Genomic DNA, 18,780 nt, shown 5'->3' with positions numbered 1-18,780 from the left:
AACCCCCACCCACTCAACAGCGACATCCCACACCGACCTGATCGTCCCCCAAAGCGAACCCCCCACAACCGCACCACCGCCGGACGACAGCCCTCCGCAACACCCAGGTGAACACCCCGCAGCAGCGCCGCGCACCGATCCGCCCTCCCCGCCGAACGAACACGCCGGAACGCCGTTGAGCGCCAACCCACCACCACAGCGCCCCACAACGACACCGCGCGGCGAGCTGCCGTCCCCACCGGGCGAGCCGCCCGCCGCAGCGCCGAGCCCCAACATGCCGCTTTCGCTGGACGGGCAATCCGTATCGGCGCCGCAGGCCGACCTGCCCGGTGAGTGCACCGCAACGACGGCTGGTGGGAGCTTCCCGCTGCGGTCGGGCGAGTGTCCTGTGGGAGCGTCGCGTGCCGGGCCGGTGGACGAGCGTTCCGCTGCAAAGGCCGCGCCGACTGGTGACCCAGCATCCGCACAGTCGCAAGCCGCCGCTTTGGCGGTCGGGGCGGGTGAGCGTTCCGTAGCGGAGGCGACCAGCGACCTGACGCTTCCGGCGGATGGGGCGACTGCGGCGGTGCTGCGTGCTGACCAGGGGTTTTTGGTGGATGGGTCGTCCGAGACGGCTCTTGTTGGACGGTGCCGCGAGCTTGATGAGGTTCTGCGGCTGCTGGAGTCGGCCAGGCTGGTCACCTTGACGGGGGCCGCGGGGATCGGCAAGTCCCGGCTGGCCGTGCGGGCGGCGCAGCTGGTGCGTGAGCGCTTTCCGGACGGGGCGCGGCTGGTCCGGTTGTCGCGGGTCCATGATCCCCGTCTGCTGCCGCAGATCATGGCCGAGGCGCTCGGGCTCGGGGAAGATCCGGGCCGTTCGTGGGACGAGGTCGTCCTTGGGCATCTGGCGGGTCGGCGGATGCTCCTGATCGTGGACGCCTGCGAGCATCTGGTCACCGCTTGTGCCGATTTCGTCAGGACGGTGTTGCGGGTCGCACCTGAGGTGCGCGTCCTGGCGACCGGACGGCGGCGATTGCGCGTCGCGGGTGAGCATGCCCTGGCAGTGGGCCCGCTGGAGCCGGACGAGGCCCTCGGGCTGTTCGTCTCGAAGGCGGCCGTCGCAATCTCGGCGGCCGATGTCGAGAAGGTCCGGACCCTTTGCCTTCGTCTGGAGTGCGTTCCGCTGGCCATCGAGCTGGCGGCCCACCGGCTGCGGACTTTACCGCTGGACGATCTGCTGGCGCGGATGCACCGTCCGCTCGACGCGCTGGCGGAAGGCCCGGACGTGCCGTCCCGTCCGGGCCGGGACCTGCGGGCCGCGATCCGCCGGAGCCACGAGCTCTGCACCCCTGCGGAGCGGCTGCTGTGGGCGCGCCTGTCGGTGTTCGCCGGCGAGTTCGACCTGGACGGCGCCGAGGCCGTGTGCTCCGACGACGACCTGCCGCCGGACGCGATCCTCGGCGTGCTGGCCGGGCTCGTGCAGAACTCGATCGTCATCCCGGAGAAGGACGCCCGCGTGCCGCGCTTCCGCATGCTTCACCTGATCCGCGAGCACGGGCGCGAGCAACTTGAGGAGTGGGGAGGTGGCCCGGATTCGTGACCGAGGGACGGACGTGGCTCCGGCGCGGGCTGTCCCTCATCACCGCGCCGAGCCCGGGCAGGGCCAACGCGCTGCGGATCCACGGGTGGCTCGTCGGCTACCAGGGCATCCATGCCCCCGCGCTGACTTCAGCCGAGGAATGCTGCGTCCTCTCCACGGCGGCCGACGATGCGCTGGAGGCCGCCATGGCATTGCAGGTCTCCGCCGAGGTGGCCTTGCATCGAGGGGACGAAGCGGTCGCCGTCCCTCTCTACAAGGAGGCGTTGACGCGGTTCCGCGCCTGCGGCGACGTTCTGGGCACGTGTGCTTGCCTGTTCCAGTTCGCCCTCTGTCATGCCCTGCGCGCTGACGCCGATCCGCAGCGCCTGCATCAGGCGATCGAACTGTGCGAGGAGGGCATGCGGATTAGCGATGCCTTCGACGAGCTCTGGTGTCGGTCATGGAACCAATACGTTTACGGTCTTGGGCTTTGGCGGCTCGGCCAGGTCCGTTCGGCGGAGAGTGCCGTCCTGCACAGCCTTGGTCGGAAGCGACGGCTGCGGGACCGGATGGGCATGGGCCTGTGCCTGGAACTGCTGGCGTGGATCGCCGCCGACGACGGCCGCCACGAGCAGGCCGTCCGGTCGTTCGGCGCCGCCCGGCGGATCTGGCGCGAGACCGAAGCGCCCCTCGCCGGGTTCCCGCAGTTGGCCAGGTTCCAGGAAGAGGCCACGGTCCGCATCCTGGACGCTCTGGGCACCGAACCGGCCGAACACCTCTTGCGGCACGCAGAACACCTCCCCATCGATCAGGTACTGGACGAACTGCTCGGCGAGACCCCGCCGCCGATCTGAACGTCCCCTTGACGGAGCGCTCCTCGGGCCGACTGCTGCACCTCGGGCCTTGATGGTGACGAGCCGGGCCGGCGGTCCGTCCGGCGGGTGAGATCGGGCTTATCAGATTGTGACAACTTTTCCCCAGCGGCGGTGGAATGATTTGGCGGACTGCCTGGTAAGGCATCAGGTCCCGCGGACACTGGGGTGCCCGCCGCACGAGACGAGGGCCGCCGAGCCCCCTCACCTGGCCTTCAGTGAATGGACGACTCGGTGCACTAGGCTCACCGATGCCACAGCATGCAAAGTTCCAGACAACGGAGGTTTGTCATGAGCGACCGGCCGTCGGCCTCGGGTGCGGGACTGCCGGAGGAGATCGACACGAGCGTGGCTCATTCGGCCAGGGTCTGGAACCATTGGCTGGGCGGTAAGGACTGCTTCGAAGCCGACCGCGCGGCAGGCGACCGCGTCTTCCAGATGTTCCCCGACATCATCAATGTGGCACGCGCCGATCGGTCTTTCCTGGCGCGTGCGGTCCGATTCCTGGTCGCGGAGGCGGGAATCGACCAGTTCCTCGATATCGGAACGGGCCTGCCCACCGCCGACAACACCCATGAGGTCGCTCAGCGGATCGCTCCGGAATGCCGGGTCGTCTACGTCGACAATGATCCCATGGTGCTGGTGCACGCCCGTGCGCTGCTCAACTCCACTCCTGCCGGGGCCACCGCTTATATCGCGGCCGATGCCCGCGATTCCGACACGATCCTGGACGAGGCCGGCCAGGTCCTTGATTTCTCTCGTCCGATCGCGGTGATGATGCTGGGAATCTTGAACTTCATCACCGATGCCGGCGAGGCGCACCAGGCCGTGAGCCGGCTGGTGGACGCCGTGCCTTCAGGGAGTTATCTGGCCATCACCCATCCGACCCAAGAGCTCGGAGGGGGAGCGAACGCCGAGGCGATGAAGTTCTGGAACGAGAACGTCCAGCCGCCCATCTGCGCGCGAAACGAGCAGGAGGTCGCGGGCTTCTTCGCGGGGCTGCGGCTTCTTGAGCCGGGCATCGTGTCATGTTCGCGCTGGCGTCCGGAACCGGTCCTCGTCGGCGTGCCCGCGCCAGAAGTCGCCCAGTTCGGAGCGGTCGGGTACAAGCCCTGAGCGCCATAGGGCTCGCCGAGGGCGATGTGACTCCGCTCACCCTCGCAGGGTCCAGAAGTCGTTGTCGTCCATGGCGGCGCCTGGCATCGGGGGCCGGCAGAACCCGCGAGCGCGGCAGAGAGGTGTATGCCGACGGCAAGAAAGTGGCAGGATGCTAGAAATTCATTGTCATCGACACTCTCGGCCCACCCATGACCGTGCCGTGAGTGTCCAGGTTCACGACGGCGCCATAGGGGGCGCGCGCTGCCGAGTCCGGCGTGGACGAGGCGTTGCGCGCGCGGATCACGGCGCGCAGCAGGGCCGTGCCGCCGCCGGTGGCCCGACCCCGATGTGCTGCGACAGACTGTGATCATGTACGGTCTGGCCGTCGAGCGGCTCTGGCGGGCTCCCCGCCGCGCCGCCTGGGGGAAAGGGGCAGAGCCGTCCGCGCGCCACTCCTGCGCCCCGAGAGGTATCGGCCCGACCGGGACGCCCAGTCCGGCCGACCGCGCCGCAAGCGGCCTCTTCTGGTTGGCGAGCTACTGATCGTTTTTCTACTACTGGAGGTCTACGGCTATATCCGCTCGCTCGCCAACACGCGGTACGGGGCGGCGCTGGCGCATGGCCGGGACATCCTGAGCATCGAACGCCACCTGCATCTGGACATCGAGCTTGAGGCGAACCGATGGTTGACCCATCATGACACTCTGTCACGGATAGCCGTGAACTTGTATCAGCACACGCATACGGGCCTGACCATGACCGTCTTGCTGTGCTGTTACATCTTCGGCCCGGGCACCTACCGTCCCGCGCGCAACGCCCTGGTCTTGATCAACCTGGTGGGTCTGGCGGTCTTCTTCGTCCTACCGGTGATGCCGCCGCGGCTGCTACCGGACGAGGGGTTCACCGACACGGTGGCCCTGGCCGGTTACGGGACCACTCATCAAGGCCCGGTGGCCGCCGACCAGTACGCGGCCATGCCGTCCTTGCATCTGGCGTGGGCCATGTGGGTGATGGCGGTGGCGATGGCGGTGCTGCGGCCCTACCGCGTGCGATGGCTCGCGGTGCTGCACCCGGCCACGACCGCGATAGTGATCGTGGTCACGGCCAACCACTATCTGCTGGACGTGCTGGCCGGGGCCTTGGTGGCGATGGCGGCGGTTCTGGCGACCGGCCTGATCTGGGTGAAGGGCCGCCCGATATACGACCGCGGCCAGCCGTCCCGGCCGGAACTTCCAGATCCGCAGGACCGCGTGGAGCCCGGCCACAAACTCTGACTCTCGCCCCCACCCGCTCGCGACGCCCCCGACCCGCGAACACCACTGGACGGGGCCCCCGGCAAAGGGAAGCCTAGGCATTTCCAGTACGCGACGTCAGGAGTGCACATGCGCAAGGTCGGACGTGTCCTCGCTCTGATCACGGTCAGCGGTGCGATGGCCGCGATGGCCACGAGTGCGGCCGCCACACCGGGATCGGGGGTCTCGGCGAAGCTCCTGGCCCAGGGCACCACCGCGAAGCCCATCCGGGTCAACACTCACGGCAAGACGGACGTGGTGGTCAGGCAGATCACCATTCAGCCGGGCGGCACCACGGGCTGGCACTACCACGACGGACGGCTGGTCGCGGTGGTGGTGTCCGGGACCCTGACCCATGTCGACCAGAGCTGCACGCGCCGGAAGTACACGGCCCGCCAGTCCTTCCTTGAGCCGGACGGCAGGCGGCACGTGCACGTCGGCTCCAACCGCGGACGGGTTCCGGTCGTCCTGATGGTGACCTACATCAATCCGGAAGGTAAGCCGCTCGCGGTGGACGCCCCGGCCCCCGCCTGCGCGAAGTCCTGAAATCCCGCTCGTGGTCCCCGATGCCGGGCCGCAGGACCTTTTGAAGTACGTCTTGCCACGCCGCCCGGGCCGCGTTCTACACTCCCTGCACTGGCGACGTCGCGGGCATCATTCACGGAGAGCCGGGCACGATGGGCGACATTTCAGGCAAGGTGGTCTTTATTACGGGCGCCGCCCGTGGTCAGGGGCGGTCGCACGCGGTGCGATTCGCGGCGGCCGGTGCGGATGTCGCCATTCTCGACATCTGCGGGCCGGTCAGCGAGCATGTCCCCTACCCGCCCGCGACGCCGGACGACCTGGCCGAAACCGTGAAGCAGATCTCCGGGTACGACGTCGGGATGGTGGCCCGCCAGGCCGATGTGCGCGAATTCGCCCAGGTCAAGTCCGTTGTGGACGAGGCGCTGAGCGTATTCGGGCGGATCGACGTCGTCGTGGCGAACGCCGGGATCTATACGTGCGACTGGGTCTGGGAAGTGCCCGAGTCGGCGTGGGACGCGACCGTCGATACCAATCTCAAAGGTCTGTGGAACACCGTCCGGGCGGTGGTGCCCGCGATGATATCGGCCGGAAGAGGTGGTTCGATCATCATCACGAGCGCGGAATCGGCGGTGCGCGGCCATCCGCTGATCGGTCATTATGCCGCGACCAAAATGGGGCAGATAGGGTTGATGAAATCGCTCGCCACCGAGCTCGCGCCCTATTCCATCCGGGTGAACACGGTGAATCCGCTGGCCGTGAACACGCCCATGACGACCGGTCCGGCCGGTGCCAGGATCACCGAGACGCTGATGCGGCTCCGGCCCGGCCTGTCCGGCGCGGACGACATGGGCTGGGTGGAGCCGGACGATGTCAGCGACGTCGTCCTGTACCTGGCGTCGGAGAAGGCGCAGGGGATCACCGGTGTCCAGTTGCCGGTCGAGCCGAAGGCGGCGGGAGACCCTCCGTCCTGAAGGCGTACATGCCCCTGCGCCCCACTCCGGCGAGCCTCGTGGGGGTCGTCCAGGTGAGCCCGAAGAGGGCGTCGTCCACGCGGATCCCGCCGAGGATCTCGGTGGTCGCGACCGACCAGACGCGCACCGTTCCGTCCTGGTCCGCCACGGCCAGGTGCGCCGAGCGCGGGTTGAAGGCGACCGCCTCGACCGACGACCGGTGGCCGGTGAGGTGGCGGCGCTCCCCGTCGGGCAGCCGCCACAGCCGCACCACGCCGTCCGGGCCCGACGCCGCGAGCAGGGTCCCGGACGGGTCGTAGGCCAGGGCGTTCAGCATCGGCGCGAAGGCGGCGAGGGTCCGGGCGGCCACGCCCGTCACCGAGTTCTGGATCCGGATGATGCCGTCCGTCCCGGCCGAGACGATGTGGCGCCCGTCCGGGCTCCAGGCCACCGCGGTGATCTGCTCGGCCCCGGTGGACCAGGCTCCGATGGCCTTGGCCGCCCGCGTGTCCCAGATCCGCAGGATCCCGTCGTGGCCGGCGGAGGCCAGCCGCCCATCGGGAGCGTAGGCGACGGCCCGGACCGCGACGCCGAGCTCGGCGAGGACGGACGACGGCGCCCCGGGATCCATCGGCCAGACCGCCAGGCGGCCATCTGCCCCGCCCGATGCCAGTTCCCGGCCGTCCGCGCTGAAGGCCACCGAGTGCACCCGCCCCCGGTGGACGCCCAGGACCCGTCCCTCCGGGCCCTCGGAATGCAGGCGGACGTCGCCGTTCAGCCCGCCGGTGGCCAGGAACGGCCCGGACGGGGCGCCGGCGACGCAGAGCAGGGCGTCCTCCTCCAGCTTGGGGGGCGCGTCGGTCAGGGCCTCGATGGCCGACCGCCAGAGCCGGACGGTGCCGTCCGAGCCCGCGGAGGCCAGCCGGGACCCGTCCGGGCTGAAATCGAGGTCCGCGACGTTCTTGGCGTGGCCGGGCAGCCTGGCGCGCAGGCGGCCGGTGCGCGGGTTCCAGAGGTGGACGGCGCCGTCGCCCGCCGCGGCGAGGATCGAGCCGTCCGGGGAGAAGACGGCGACCTCGGCGGAACGGAGCCGGCCGCGCAGCGCGTGGAGGCGGTCCCTCTTCGCCGCGTCCCAGACGTTGACCGTCCCGCTCCAGCTCGCCGACGCGATGAGCCGGTCATCGGGGCTGAACGTCACCGACCGCACCCAGTTGGCGTGGCCGGGCAGGGTGTCGAGGAGGGCGCCGGTGGGGACGTCCCATACGGTGAGCACCCCGTTGCGGGTGGCGGCGACGAGCCTGCGGGCGTCGGCGCTGAAGGCGATGCTCTGCACAGGCCCATGTGGCGCGTCGAGGATCTGCTGGATCTCGCCGGTCGCGACGTCCCAGACCCGGACCCGCCCGTCGTCGCCCGCCGAGGCGAGGCACGCCCCGTCCGGGCTGAACTCCACCCGCCAGACCGCGCCCGCGTGCCCGGTCGGCTTGCGGATGACCCAGCCGGAGCCGGCGGCCCACACCCGGACGGTGCCGTTCGCCGCGGCCGAGGCCACGAAATGGCCATCGGGATGGAAGACCAGTGCCGTGACCTCGGCCTGGTGACCGGCGAAGCTGAACAGCGGCGAGCCCGAGGCGACGTCCCACAGCCGGGCCGTCCCGTCCGCTCCGGCCGCGGCGATCACCTGCCCGGACGGGCTGAAGACGACCCGGTTGATCCGCTCGCCTCCGGCGGCCAGGGCGTGCCGCAGGCGGCCGGTCTCCGGGTCCCACAGCCGCACCAGCCCGTCCTCGCCGGCGGAGGCGAGGGTCGAGCCGTCGGGGCTGAACCGTACCGAGTAGACCGCGCCCGCGTTCCCGGACAGGACGCGGTGGAGCATCGCGTTCGCTTGGTCGGGCTGCGGGCCGTCGACCGTCAGGGACGGGCGGCGCGCGGAACGCACGAGCCCCGGCGCGCGGCTCGCCAGGGTCGCCTCGATGACGTCCACGGGATCGTCGGGCCGCAGCAGGTGACCCGACTGCCCGATGAGGTCGCGGAGCGTCGCGGCGGCGGGCGACCTGGCGAAGGAGAGGTCCGCCTCGTACGCCACGGTGTCGGTGTTCGCGATCTTGCGTGCGGCGTAGCGGAGGTCCGTCACGGCCTGGTCGAGCTCGTCGTGCAGGCCCGCCTCCCGCAGGTGGTGGGCCAGCCGGTTCCACAGGTAGGCCTCCTCGGCGGGCGCCTCCGCCCAGCGGGACGCGCCGCCGGGGAAGCCGAGGCGTTCCCGGTAGCCTGCGAGGATCTCGGCGTGCAGCCGGGTCAGCCGCTCCGGCCCGAGCGCGTGCCGGAGGTAGCTCTGCATCAGATCGTGCAGGCGGAGGCCGGGCGGCCGCGTGGAGTAGGACTGCACCAGCGACATCGCGGTCAGCTCCTCGCAGAACCGGCGCACCCGCACGGTGTCCCAGCCCGCCGTCCGCGCCCAGAGGATCTCCAGCGCCCGCCGCGGGATGTCGGCCTGCCCGGCGAAGACAGCCAGCTCCAGGAAGCGCTCGACGCGGCTCAGCGACGGGTCCCCCGCGTCCAGCATGGCCAGGCTCGCCCGGACGGTCGACTCCACGGCCTGGCGCCGACCGGCCGGGCTGGCGATGTCGAGCGCCGTGGGCCCGGCGGTCCGGAGCTCGGCGACGACCTCGGCGGCCGCGTCGTCGGCGGTCATGCCCTGCTCCCGGACGAGGCGGCGGAGCTGGGAGTTCACCAGCGTGACCAGGAGCGGCCACCCTCCGGTGAGGGCCGCGAGGTCGGCGAGCCGTCCGGGGCCGAGCTCCGGCAGCCCGTAGGTGAGCATCTGCCCCGCCTCGGACGGCGCCATGGCGTCGACGGACACGAGCCGGGCCCCGTCCGGGAGCGCCGCACGGTTGCGCGTGGTGATGACGCGCGTGCACCGCTGGGCGCCCTGCATGAACGGGACGAGCTGGTGGAGGTACCAGATGTCGTCGACGACCAGCAGGAAGCGCCGTTCGCCGAGCAGGCGGGCCAGGTGGAAGCCCGCCTGGAGGGGGTCGCTCAGCGCCGGGCGCGTCCCGGAGAGATGGGCGGACAGGTCGTTGATCTTCGAGGCGATCGCGTAGTCGTCGGCGCCCTCCCCGACGGTGACCCAGAAGATCCCGTCCGGGTAGAGGTCGCGTACATCGGGGCGGTGGCAGGCTTCGAGGACCAGGGTGGTCTTGCCGAACCCGCCGCCGCCGACGGCGGCCACCAGGCCGCCTTCGGTCTCGCGCAGCCGGTCCGCCAGCTCCTGCGCCGGTTCCTCCCGCGAGACGACGTGACCGGTCGAGCTGGGGACCATGAGGAGCTGTTCGGGACCCGGACGGCGTCGCTGCGCCGGGCCGGCCGCCGGAGCCGCCTCGTTCAGCAGGTCGTCCAGGAGCGCGGTGAGCACGCGCGACTCGATGCCCTGATGCTCGCGCAGGTGGGCCAGTCCGTCCCGGCAGAGCTCGATGGCGGCGACCTTCTGCCCGCAACGCGCCAGGGCCGACGCGATGCCGGCCCGGATCCGCTCGTTCTCGGGCCAGGCGCGGACCCACCGCCGCAGGTCGGCGTCGGCGATGAGCTCGTGATGGCGGTCCAGCCGGAGGTCGGCCTCGATCTTGGCCTCGACCGCGTCGGCATGGAGCGCGTCGAGCCGTTCGACGAGCTGGCGCGCGAACGGCTCCTCGCTCAGCTCGCCCAGCGGTGGGCCGCGCCACAGCCCGAGCGCCTCGGTCAGGCAGGCCGCGGCGGCGGCCGCGTCACCCGCGTCCAGCGCCGCGTGGCCGTCCCCGGCCAGCCGCTGGAAGCGCGTCTCGTCGAGGGCCTCGTCGGGGACGCGGATCCGGTAGGCGGTCCCCTCGGTCACGATGACCTTGGGCCCGCCGGTGGCGGCCGTCGCGGAGCGCAGGCGCGCGATGTAGGTCTGCAGTATGGGGCGCTTGCGCTCGTCGAGCTCCCATGAGTCGAAGGCGACGGCGTCCTCGGCCCAGACGGCGGAGATGAGGTCCCGCCTGCTCACGGCCTCCCCGCGACGCGCGAGCAGCACGGCCAGCACCTTGCGCTGCAGCCTGCCGCCAAGGTCGACGGCCCGGCCGTCGATGTGGACCGTCAGCGGGCCGAGAATGCCGAACTCCATGCGGTTGCTCTCCCCCAGACAACCCCAGCATCCCCCCAGACGCGCTTTCAGACTACGCCGCCGGACCCCGGCTTGAACCCTGAATCCAGCGGCCCTCAAGAGGTTCTCAAGCACCGCCTTGATGCGATGTGCCCGTACGACTCACTGGCACACGAAAGGTGGACGAGGGTGCCTGATCCCTACACCGGTCCCCACGCGGACACCGCGGCGCTGATCCTCATCGACGTGCAGCGGGACTTCTTCGAGGAGGACGCTCCGGCCCGCATCGAGGGCACGAGCGAGGCGATCCCGGCCATGGCCGAGCTGGCCTCGGCGTTCCGGGCGAAGGGGCTGCCGATCGTGCACGTGGTCCGGCTCTACCTGCCGGACGGGTCGAACGCCGACATGGTGCGCCGGCACGCGATCGAGAACGGCGCACGGGTGGTGCGGCCGGGATCGCCGGGTGCCCAGGTCGCGCCCGAGCTGCTCCCGGCGAAGGCCGAGCTGGACGACGAGATCCTGCTGAAAGGCGGCTTCCAGGCCGTCGGCCCGCGCGAGCACATCATGTACAAGCCGCGTTGGGGCGCGTTCTACGGCACCGCCCTCGAAGGCCACCTGCGCGACGCGGGGGCCGACACCCTCGTCTTCGCCGGCTGCAACTTCCCCAACTGTCCGCGGACCTCGGTCTACGAGGCGTCCGAGCGGGACTTCCGGGCCGTCCTGGTCGCCGACGCCATGTCCGGCGTCTACGACCGGGGCGCTGCGGAGTGCCGCCGCATCGGGGTCCCGGTCTGGAACGTCGCGGAGACCGTGAAGTGGCTGGAGGCGGTGTGAGCCAGTTCGAGGAGCTGCTGGACCGCCTCTCCGAGAAGGCCCGCGGCGACTACTACAACCCCTACACCCGCTTCGACTGGCCCGCCTCGGTGCCCGAGGACGAGTGGTGGATGAGCCCGGAGTTCCTGAGCGTCCACGGCACGGGCGTCGAGTGGGACGAGGCGCGCCTGAAGAGGCTCGCCGGCAGGGAGACGGTCAACTTCTTCAGCCTGAACGTCCACGGCATCCGGGAACTGATGATCGAGGTGGCCCGGCGCATCCACACCCCCGGGTTCGCGAGGTACTCCGACTTCCTGCACCACTTCCTCGGCGAGGAGAACGAGCACATGTGGTTCTTCGCCGAGTTCTGCGACCGGTACGGCGGGGGCGTCTACCCGGAGCTGCCCGCCCTTCCCATGGACGGCGGGTTCCCCGGGCGCTGGGCCGACGTCGCCGTCTTCGCCCGCATCGTGATCTTCGAGGAGATCGTCGACTACCTGAACTCCCGCATGGGCAGGGACGGGCGGCTGCCGCCCATCCTGCGGGAGCTCAACGCGGTGCACCACCACGACGAGAGCCGGCACGTGGCCTTCGGCAAGCAGTTCGTCAAGCACCTGTTCGACCAGGCGGCCGAGGACGACGCGGACGGCACCCGGCGCGCCGGCCTTGAGACGTACCTGAAGAGGTACATGACCTATTCGGTCAACACCCTGTACAACCCGCGCGCCTACCGCGACGCGGGGATTCCCGAGCCGATGGCGGTCCGCCGGGCGGCCATGGCCCACCCGGCGCGCGCCGCCTTCCATTCCAAGCTGCTGGCCCGGGTGGACAAGTTCTTCGTGGCGAACCAGATCTTCGCGAGCCCCTGGGGAGGAGCAGGCGATGCGGACGACGAGTAAGAGCGCGATGGACGGAGTGATCGACTTCCTCCGGCAGCGCAGCCCGGCCGTGGACGGCACCGACTGGTCCCAGGACCTCATCGACATGCGGATCCTGGACTCCCTGGCTTTCGTCGAGTTCATGTTCCTGCTGGAGGAGCTCAGCGGCGCGCAGATCGACCCTCAGATGATCGACGTAGAGAACTTCCGGACGCTGGAGCGAATCGACCGGGCGTTCTTCGGCGGGAAGGGCACGTGATGAAAGAGATCCACACCGACGGCGGACTGGTCACCCTCGGCCCGACGGCGCTGCGCGTCCGGCAGGCGCTGGACTCGGTCTTCGTCCGCTGGGCGGCGGCGTCCGGCGCGCAGGACGTCCTGTACCCGCCGCTCACCAAGGTCGCCGACCTGGCGCGCTTCGACTACTTCGTGAACTTCCCCCACCTCGCCCTGGCCGCCGCGCCGGTCGACACCACCGGCCTGGCGGGCCTGCCGAAGCATCCGGCCGCGCCGGACGCCCGGCTGGAGGAGGACCAGCTCGGCCCGGCCGGCTACACCCTCTCGTCCGCCGCCTGCTACGGCGCCTACCTGGGCCTGGCGGGCGAGCGGCTGGCCGGGCCGCTGGCGCTCACGACGGCCGCCCAGTGCTACCGCAGGGAGCGGGAGTACACCGGGCTCAGCAGGCTCCTGGGGTTCACCATGCGGGAGATCGTCATGATCGGCGATCCGGCGACCGCGAAGGCGCACCTCGTCGGCTACAAGGAGCTGATCCTCGGCCTGTCCGCCCATCTCAAGCTCGACCTGACGACCGACGTGGCCACCGACCCGTTCTTCGATCCGAACAGCTCGCGGGCGACCATGCAGCGTCTGTTCCCCGTCAAGGAGGAGTTCCTCACCGGGGACGGCGTGGCCATCGCCTCGGTGAACTACCACCGCAACTTCTTCGGCGAGCGGGCCGGCATCAGCGTGGCCGGGAAGGTCGCGCACACGAGCTGCGTGGCGTTCGGCCTTGAGCGCTGGCTGCACGCGCTGTCAGAGCGGTTCGGCGGCGGCTGGGACGCGGCACTCGACGCGGTACTGGCGTTCGACACGAGCTCGGCATCCGACACGGACCCGGCGCCCGACACGGGCCCGACATCCGACACGAAACCGGCGCCCGACACGAAACCGGCGTCCAGCACGAAACCGGCGACCGTCGGGGAGGCCGCGCCATGACCGGCAGGCTGGAACGGGTCCTCGGCATCGACCGCCCGGTCCTGCTGGCCGGGATGGGCGGGGTCGCCGGCCCCGAGCTGGCGGTGGCGGTCGCGGCCGCCGGAGGTCTCGGCGTCGTCGGCGGCTACAAGGCCGGCGGGCCGGCGCTCGCGGCGCTGCTGGACCCGCTGGTCGACAGGACGGACGGCCCGATCGGGGTCAACCTGATCCCCGAGGTGGTGCCGGACAGGCTGCTGGACGAGCAGCTCGACCACATCCTCCTGCGCACGCCCGGACGGCTGCTCGTCACGACGTTCGGGCCCGTCCCCGAACGGATGGCGCGGCGGCTGACCGACGCGGGCCGGACGCTGGTCGCCCAGGTCGGCACGGTCGCCGACGCCGTCGCGCTGCGCGACACCGCCGACGTCATCGTCCTCCAGGGCACCGAGGCGGGCGGGCATCTGCTCGGCACGGCGCGGACGCGGAGCCTGGTCCGGCGGACCAGGACGGCGCTGCCGGACGCGGTCCTGGTGGCCGCCGGTGGGGTGGCGGGCGCGGCGGACGCGGCCGCGATGGCGGCGGCCGGGGCCGACGGCGTCTGCTGCGGCACGGCCTTCGTGGCCACCGCCGAGGCGAACGCGCACGAGCTGTTCAAGGAGCGGGTCCTGGCCGCGTCGGCCGGGGACACCACGGTCACCCGCGTGTTCGAGATCGGCTGGCCCGGACGGCGGCACCGCGTCCTGCGCGGCCCGGTCACCGAGAACCCGGCCGCGTTCACCCGCAGCTTCATCGGCGAGACGACGGTCGGCGGCGTCCGCCACCCGGTGTGCCGCTTCTCGGCGGCGGTACCGACCCGCTTCACCGAGGGACGGGTGAGGGAGATGGCGATGTACGCGGGCACCTCGTGCGACCGCGTCACGGCGATCAGACCGGCGGCCGAGGTCGTGGCCGGGCTGGCGGGGGTCCTGGAGGAGGTCAGGTGAACGTCGACATCGCGTTCTCGCGGGTGACCCAGCTCGCGATCGGATACTGGCAGGCCAAGGTGCTGTTCACGCTCAACGCGGCGGGGGTCTTCGCGCGGCTGGGCGAGGAGCCGCGCCCGCTCGCCGAGGTGTCCGGCGGGACGGATCCCGAGGCGCTGACCGCCCTGCTCGACGCGGGCGTGGCGCTGGGGCTGGTGACCCGGGCCGCGCCGGGCGCCTACACGAGTACCGAGCTGACCAGGCGCTTCCTGGACCCGGCCAGCCCGGAGAGCCTGGCGGACTGGGTCGGCACCATGGGGGCCTGGTGCCGGCCCTGGGGCCGGCTGGACGAGTGGCTGCGCGACCCGGGCCTGCTCGACGACGTCGCCGCCACGGGGGCCGGCGGCGCCGACGAGCGGGGATTCGTCCTGGGGATGCACCAGTACGCCGCTCGGACGGCCGACGCGGTGGCGTCGGCGATCGACCTGCCCGGGGGCAGGGCCCAGATCGCCGACGCCACCGGCGGAACCCGCACCACCGACGCTGGAGGCGGGGCCAGCGCTGCCGACGCTGGAGGCGGGACCCGGATCGCCGACGTCGGGGGCGGCGCGGGGACGTACTCCTTCGCGCTCTGCCGCCGCGACCCCGGGCTGACGTCGGTGGTGCTCGACCGTCCCTCGGTCCTGCCGATCACCCTGGAGTGCGCGGCGGGCGCGGGGCTGGACGCCCGCGTGGCGGTGGCCGGATGCGACTACCGGACGGACTCGTTCGGGTCCGGGCTGGACGCCGTGCTGCTGTCGAACGTCCTCCATCAGGAGGCCCCGGACACCGTGGTCTCGATGCTGGAACGCGGCCGCGCGGCGCTCAGGCCGGGCGGCAGGGTCATCGTCCACGGCCACTTCCTGGAGGAGTCCAGGACCGCGCCGATGTTCTCCACCCTGCACAACATCTCGGCGATGCTGCTGTGGGGGGCCGGTCGCGGCTACACGGTCGAGGAAATGCTGGCGCTCATCGACCGGGCCCGCCTGGACGTCGAGCGCGTCACCCCGGTCCCGGAGTCCAGGACCACGGTGATCGTCTGCCGGGAACGGGACGTCCGATGAAGCCCGTCCTGCTGACCGGCGGATCCGGCGTCATCGGCACCGCGCTGCGGGAGCTGCTGGACCCCCGGGAGTACATCGGCCTTGTCCACTCCCGCCCGCTGCCCGGCGCGGACAGCCTGGTGGGCGACATCCGCGAGGACCGCCTCGGCCTGTCCACCGACGACTACGCCGCCCTGCTGCCGCGCATCGGCGGCATCGTGCACATGGCGGCCGACACCCGGCTGTCGGCCCGGCCGAAGTCCCTGTATGAGACCAACGTCGCCGGGACCCGCAACCTCGTCCGGACCGCGGCCCGCGCCGGGGTCCCGATCACCTATGTGAGCACCGCCTTCGTCCACGCGGTGAGCCGGCCCGAGAACCTCGGGCGGAGCATGCCGTACGCCGAGTCGAAGGTGCTGGCCGAACGCCAGGTGCGCAAGGCGGAGGCGGGCTACACGATCCTGCGGCCGTCGATCGTCATCGGGGACTCCCGGACGGGGGCGATCAGCGAGTTCCAGGGGATCCACCAGATCAACGGGTCGATCCTGCGCAACCAGCTCCCCGCCTTCCCCTCCGACGAGAACGGGATCATCGACTTCGTCCCGCAGGACCTGGTGGCCAGGGCCGTCGTCGCCGCCATGCGCGGTGGCCTCGGACCGGACGCCGAGGTGTGGATCACGGCGGGCGAGCGGGCGATCGTGCTCCAGGAGATGATCGACGTGATGGTCGCGGTCGCCGAGGACGCCGGCGCCGCGATCGCCGCGCCGCGGATCGTCCCGCCCGAGACGTACGAGCGGCTGATCAAGCCGGTCTTCCTGCCCTCGCTGCCGCCCAAGCTCCGCCGGGTCGTCACCGGCCTGTTCGAGCACGTCGCCCCGTACATCGCGGTGCGCTCGCCGTTCCCCAGCAGCACCGAACTGATCGAGTCGCTGGGCGGGCCCGGCGGCGACCCCGCCGCGCTGCTGCGCCAGACCATGCGCTTCTGGGTCCGCGAGACCGGCCACGGCCGCCGGCGCGCCCTCGTCCCCTGACCCGACATCCTTCTGGAGCTCCCGATGCGACATTTCGCACTCAACGCACACCTCACCGGCTTCTCGGCGGACGAGGCGTACGCCCGGATCTCGACGTTCGACGCGTTCGTCGACTACTCGGACGTGATCCGGGAGATCAGCGTGACCGCCGAGGCCGGCGGCGAAGCGCTCTCGTCCTGGGAGGTCAACTTCTACGACGGCATCCTGCGCTGGACGGAGCGGGACACGTTCGACCCCGCCGCCAGGACCATCGCCTTCGAGCAGACCACCGGCGACATGGACACCTTCCACGGCCGATGGGCGGTCCTGCGGACGGCGGACGGCGTCACGGTCGAGTTCACCGCGTCCTTCGACCTCGGGATGCCGTTCATCGCCGACGTCCTCGACCCCATCGCGCTCGACGCGCTGGACGCCACGATCAGCAGGCTGATGACCGGGCTCTTCGGGCCCGGCACCAGGATCGAGGTCCTGCCCGAGCCGGTCCAGGTCTGAAGGAGCCGCAGATGATTCCGTCCCACCTGCACGCCGCCGCCTGGACGCTCGGCGCCCGCCGCGTCCTGCCGAGCGAGGTCGACGCCGAGACCGCCGAGCGGCTGCGCCGGGAGGAGATCGAGGGCTACCACCGCGCCGCGGAGGAGCCGTGGAGGATGGCCGTGTCCGCGGCCGAGGAGACGCTCAAGCGGTCCGGGCTCGCCGTCGGCGACGTCGACCTGGTGCTGTACGCCTGCGAGTCCACCGACCGCCGGACCGACATCAGCCTGGACCCGGACCGCTTCGCCGAGGCGCTGGGCGCGCCGTCCGTGCCGCTGATGGGGGTGGCCGCCAACGGCTGCGCCAACCTCGGCGCGCTCCTGCGCTCGGCCCGCAACGCGGTGGCCGCCGGCGACGCGGGCACCGTGCTGATCGTCACCACCGACGCCTGGGACGACCGCCCCCGGCTGGTCGGCGCGGGCACCGCGCTGATGAGCGACAGCGCCGCGACGGCCCTGGTGAGCGCGGCGCGCCCGGACGAAGGATGGCTGATCGGCGACATCTTCACCGCGGTCGACCACACCATGCACGCCATCGACCCCGCCGTGGACACCATCGCGATGGTGCGCGGGACGGCGCAGGGAGTGCGCGACGCCGCCGCCGGGTTCTTCGTCCCGGGACGTCCGGCGCGCGAGGACTACACCGCGGTCGTGGCCGACAACCTCGGGGCCATGGTGCTCAAGATCCTCGCCTCGTCGGCCGGGCTGGACCGCGGCCGGGTCTTCGCCCAGACCTCGCTGCACGGCCACTGCTTCGCGGCGGACATCCTGCTCAACCTCTCCGCGGTCGCGCCCGGCACCCCGCCCGGGGCCAAGGTGCTCGGCCTGATCACCGGCCACAACTACTGGACGTGCGTGGGCCTCGAACGCCTGGGAGCAGCATGATCAAACTGCCGCCCTCCCTGCCGATCCGGGCCGGTGGTGCTTTCACCCAGCCAGGGTGAGATTTGGACAATCCCAACGGAACACGCGGTGCTCGCACGCCGTGCGCCCGACCGGCGATTCCTAGCATCGGACCATGGCACCACAGAGGGCGGAACGCACCATCGGAGAACGGGTCCGCCCGTGAGCGATGCCATTATGGACGCTTTGCGCGGAACGATGGCGTCGCCGTGGATTTATCTGGCCTTGTTCGGCCTCTCGATGGTCGACGCCTTCCTCCCCGTCTTTCCCAGCGAGAGCCTCGTCGTCACGGCGGGCGTCTTCGCGGCGCACGGCAAGCCGACGCTGATCCTGGTGATCGCGGTCTCGGCGGCGGGCGCGTTCTGCGGCGACCACGTCTCGTACTTCATCGGCCGCTTCGCCGGTGAGCGGCTGGAACGATGGCTGCGCCCGGGCACCCGCAGGCGCGCCGCCTACGACCAGGCGGGCCGGATCCTCGACAAGCGCGGTGGCCTCGTCCTGGTCATCGCCCGGTACATCCCCGGCGGACGGACGGCGGCGACGCTCGTGATGGGCGCCGTGCGGCACCCTCTGAGCTCCTTCACCCCCTTCGACGCGCTGGCCACGGTCCTCTGGGCCGCCTACTCCGCGCTGATCGGCTACCTGGGCGGCTCGACCTTCGAGAACGACCCGCTCAAGGGCCTGCTCCTCGGCCTCGGCATAGCCGTCGCCATCACCCTCCTGGTCGAAGGCGGCCGCCACCTCTGGCAAAAACTCCGCCCACCCAAGAACCCCACCGAGCAACGGAAAGCGGAAGCCAAGGACACGTCCGAAGCCAAGGACGGATCCTAACCTCCAGAATTGATCACCCGGCTTTTGTCGAAATTCACCACTCTCCATATTCGGGGCGACCGGTCTGCGGTCTGTTCATTTCCCGTCGGCATCGGCTCGGCACGGCCTGTAGAGCGAGCCGTGGGGGCGGGGATCCCTGGTGGG

Annotated in this window: 17 protein-coding genes; 16 read left to right on the top strand and 1 reads right to left on the bottom strand. The window is 71.2% G+C overall.

The genetic code is table 11. From position 1 onward, the window contains the following. The first annotated feature begins 592 nt into the window (after positions 1 to 592). From E1298_RS28305 to E1298_RS28280, 6 genes are all read left to right on the top strand, one after another. Positions 593 to 1,579, top strand: a complete 987-nt coding sequence (locus tag E1298_RS28305; RefSeq protein ID WP_131898556.1) for an ATP-binding protein — start codon at positions 593 to 595, stop codon at positions 1,577 to 1,579. Beyond that, positions 1,576 to 2,412 (top strand): hypothetical protein, encoded by an 837-nt coding sequence (locus tag E1298_RS28300; protein ID WP_131898554.1) that lies wholly within the window; start codon positions 1,576 to 1,578, stop codon positions 2,410 to 2,412. The genes E1298_RS28305 and E1298_RS28300 overlap by 4 nt, the downstream gene beginning before the upstream one ends. Before the next feature lie 309 nt (positions 2,413 to 2,721). After that, positions 2,722 to 3,546, top strand: a complete 825-nt coding sequence (locus tag E1298_RS28295; protein ID WP_131898552.1) for an SAM-dependent methyltransferase — start codon at positions 2,722 to 2,724, stop codon at positions 3,544 to 3,546. Positions 3,547 to 3,803: 257 nt separating this feature from the next. Then, complete coding sequence (locus tag E1298_RS28290; protein ID WP_131898550.1) at positions 3,804 to 4,802, top strand: phosphatase PAP2 family protein; 999 nt, start codon at positions 3,804 to 3,806, stop codon at positions 4,800 to 4,802. Between the two features lie 108 nt (positions 4,803 to 4,910). Beyond that, the gene (locus E1298_RS28285; RefSeq protein WP_207944881.1) at positions 4,911 to 5,366 is read left to right on the top strand and encodes a cupin domain-containing protein; all 456 of its coding nucleotides are present in this window, start codon (positions 4,911 to 4,913) and stop codon (positions 5,364 to 5,366) included. A gap of 131 nt (positions 5,367 to 5,497) precedes the next feature. Then, the gene (locus E1298_RS28280; protein WP_131898548.1) at positions 5,498 to 6,316 is read left to right on the top strand and encodes a mycofactocin-coupled SDR family oxidoreductase; all 819 of its coding nucleotides are present in this window, start codon (positions 5,498 to 5,500) and stop codon (positions 6,314 to 6,316) included. Here E1298_RS28280 and E1298_RS28275 read toward each other — a convergent pair. Further along, positions 6,261 to 10,433 carry a WD40 domain-containing protein gene (locus E1298_RS28275; RefSeq protein WP_131898546.1) on the bottom strand — a complete coding sequence of 1,391 codons (4,173 nt, stop codon included), beginning with the start codon at positions 10,431 to 10,433 and terminating at the stop codon, positions 6,261 to 6,263. The genes E1298_RS28280 and E1298_RS28275 overlap by 56 nt on opposite strands. A gap of 168 nt (positions 10,434 to 10,601) precedes the next feature. Here E1298_RS28275 and E1298_RS28270 point away from each other — a divergent pair, with 168 nt between their 5' ends. From E1298_RS28270 to E1298_RS28225, 10 genes are all read left to right on the top strand, one after another. Beyond that, entirely contained in the window at positions 10,602 to 11,246 is a 645-nt protein-coding gene (locus tag E1298_RS28270; RefSeq protein WP_207944880.1) for a cysteine hydrolase family protein, read from the top strand. Continuing rightward, a complete protein-coding gene (locus E1298_RS28265; RefSeq protein WP_207944879.1) occupies positions 11,243 to 12,124 on the top strand; it encodes a diiron oxygenase in 882 nt (293 codons plus the stop codon). Before E1298_RS28270 ends, E1298_RS28265 begins: the two co-directional genes overlap by 4 nt. Next, positions 12,108 to 12,362 carry an acyl carrier protein gene (locus E1298_RS28260; protein ID WP_131898540.1) on the top strand — a complete coding sequence of 85 codons (255 nt, stop codon included), beginning with the start codon at positions 12,108 to 12,110 and terminating at the stop codon, positions 12,360 to 12,362. The genes E1298_RS28265 and E1298_RS28260 overlap by 17 nt, the downstream gene beginning before the upstream one ends. Further along, positions 12,362 to 13,318 carry a class-II aminoacyl-tRNA synthetase family protein gene (locus E1298_RS28255; RefSeq protein WP_207944878.1) on the top strand — a complete coding sequence of 319 codons (957 nt, stop codon included), beginning with the start codon at positions 12,362 to 12,364 and terminating at the stop codon, positions 13,316 to 13,318. The genes E1298_RS28260 and E1298_RS28255 overlap by 1 nt, the downstream gene beginning before the upstream one ends. Further along, positions 13,315 to 14,280: an NAD(P)H-dependent flavin oxidoreductase gene (locus E1298_RS28250; RefSeq protein WP_131898538.1), complete on the top strand. Its 966-nt coding sequence runs from the start codon at positions 13,315 to 13,317 to the stop codon at positions 14,278 to 14,280. The genes E1298_RS28255 and E1298_RS28250 overlap by 4 nt, the downstream gene beginning before the upstream one ends. Beyond that, a complete protein-coding gene (locus tag E1298_RS28245; RefSeq protein ID WP_165975701.1) occupies positions 14,277 to 15,362 on the top strand; it encodes a methyltransferase in 1,086 nt (361 codons plus the stop codon). The genes E1298_RS28250 and E1298_RS28245 overlap by 4 nt, the downstream gene beginning before the upstream one ends. Then, entirely contained in the window at positions 15,359 to 16,372 is a 1,014-nt protein-coding gene (locus E1298_RS28240; protein ID WP_131898534.1) for an SDR family oxidoreductase, read from the top strand. Before E1298_RS28245 ends, E1298_RS28240 begins: the two co-directional genes overlap by 4 nt. Before the next feature lie 24 nt (positions 16,373 to 16,396). Further along, positions 16,397 to 16,864, top strand: coding sequence for an SRPBCC family protein (locus E1298_RS28235; protein ID WP_131898532.1), 468 nt, complete (start codon positions 16,397 to 16,399; stop codon positions 16,862 to 16,864). 11 nt (positions 16,865 to 16,875) lie between these two features. Continuing rightward, on the top strand, positions 16,876 to 17,787 hold the full coding sequence (locus tag E1298_RS28230) for a beta-ketoacyl-[acyl-carrier-protein] synthase family protein (RefSeq protein WP_131898530.1): 912 nt from the start codon (positions 16,876 to 16,878) through the stop codon (positions 17,785 to 17,787). Positions 17,788 to 17,967: 180 nt separating this feature from the next. After that, positions 17,968 to 18,636 carry a DedA family protein gene (locus E1298_RS28225; RefSeq protein WP_131898529.1) on the top strand — a complete coding sequence of 223 codons (669 nt, stop codon included), beginning with the start codon at positions 17,968 to 17,970 and terminating at the stop codon, positions 18,634 to 18,636. Positions 18,637 to 18,780 lie beyond the last annotated feature (144 nt).

Source organism: Actinomadura rubrisoli (assembly GCF_004349215.1).
Classification (GTDB): domain Bacteria; phylum Actinomycetota; class Actinomycetes; order Streptosporangiales; family Streptosporangiaceae; genus Spirillospora; species Spirillospora rubrisoli.
The sequence above is the reverse complement of the archived record's forward strand: the minus strand, read 5'-3'. Positions and strand labels throughout refer to the sequence as shown.

Coding starts and splice junctions, on each gene's coding strand:
- E1298_RS28295 (WP_131898552.1), top strand. CDS start 2,722: ATGAGCGACCGGCCGTCGGCCTCGGGTGCGGGACTGCCGGAGGAGATC.
- E1298_RS28285 (WP_207944881.1), top strand. CDS start 4,911: ATGCGCAAGGTCGGACGTGTCCTCGCTCTGATCACGGTCAGCGGTGCG.
- E1298_RS28280 (WP_131898548.1), top strand. CDS start 5,498: ATGGGCGACATTTCAGGCAAGGTGGTCTTTATTACGGGCGCCGCCCGT.
- E1298_RS28275 (WP_131898546.1), bottom strand. CDS start 10,433: ATGGAGTTCGGCATTCTCGGCCCGCTGACGGTCCACATCGACGGCCGG.
- E1298_RS28260 (WP_131898540.1), top strand. CDS start 12,108: ATGCGGACGACGAGTAAGAGCGCGATGGACGGAGTGATCGACTTCCTC.
- E1298_RS28255 (WP_207944878.1), top strand. CDS start 12,362: ATGAAAGAGATCCACACCGACGGCGGACTGGTCACCCTCGGCCCGACG.
- E1298_RS28250 (WP_131898538.1), top strand. CDS start 13,315: ATGACCGGCAGGCTGGAACGGGTCCTCGGCATCGACCGCCCGGTCCTG.
- E1298_RS28240 (WP_131898534.1), top strand. CDS start 15,359: ATGAAGCCCGTCCTGCTGACCGGCGGATCCGGCGTCATCGGCACCGCG.
- E1298_RS28235 (WP_131898532.1), top strand. CDS start 16,397: ATGCGACATTTCGCACTCAACGCACACCTCACCGGCTTCTCGGCGGAC.
- E1298_RS28230 (WP_131898530.1), top strand. CDS start 16,876: ATGATTCCGTCCCACCTGCACGCCGCCGCCTGGACGCTCGGCGCCCGC.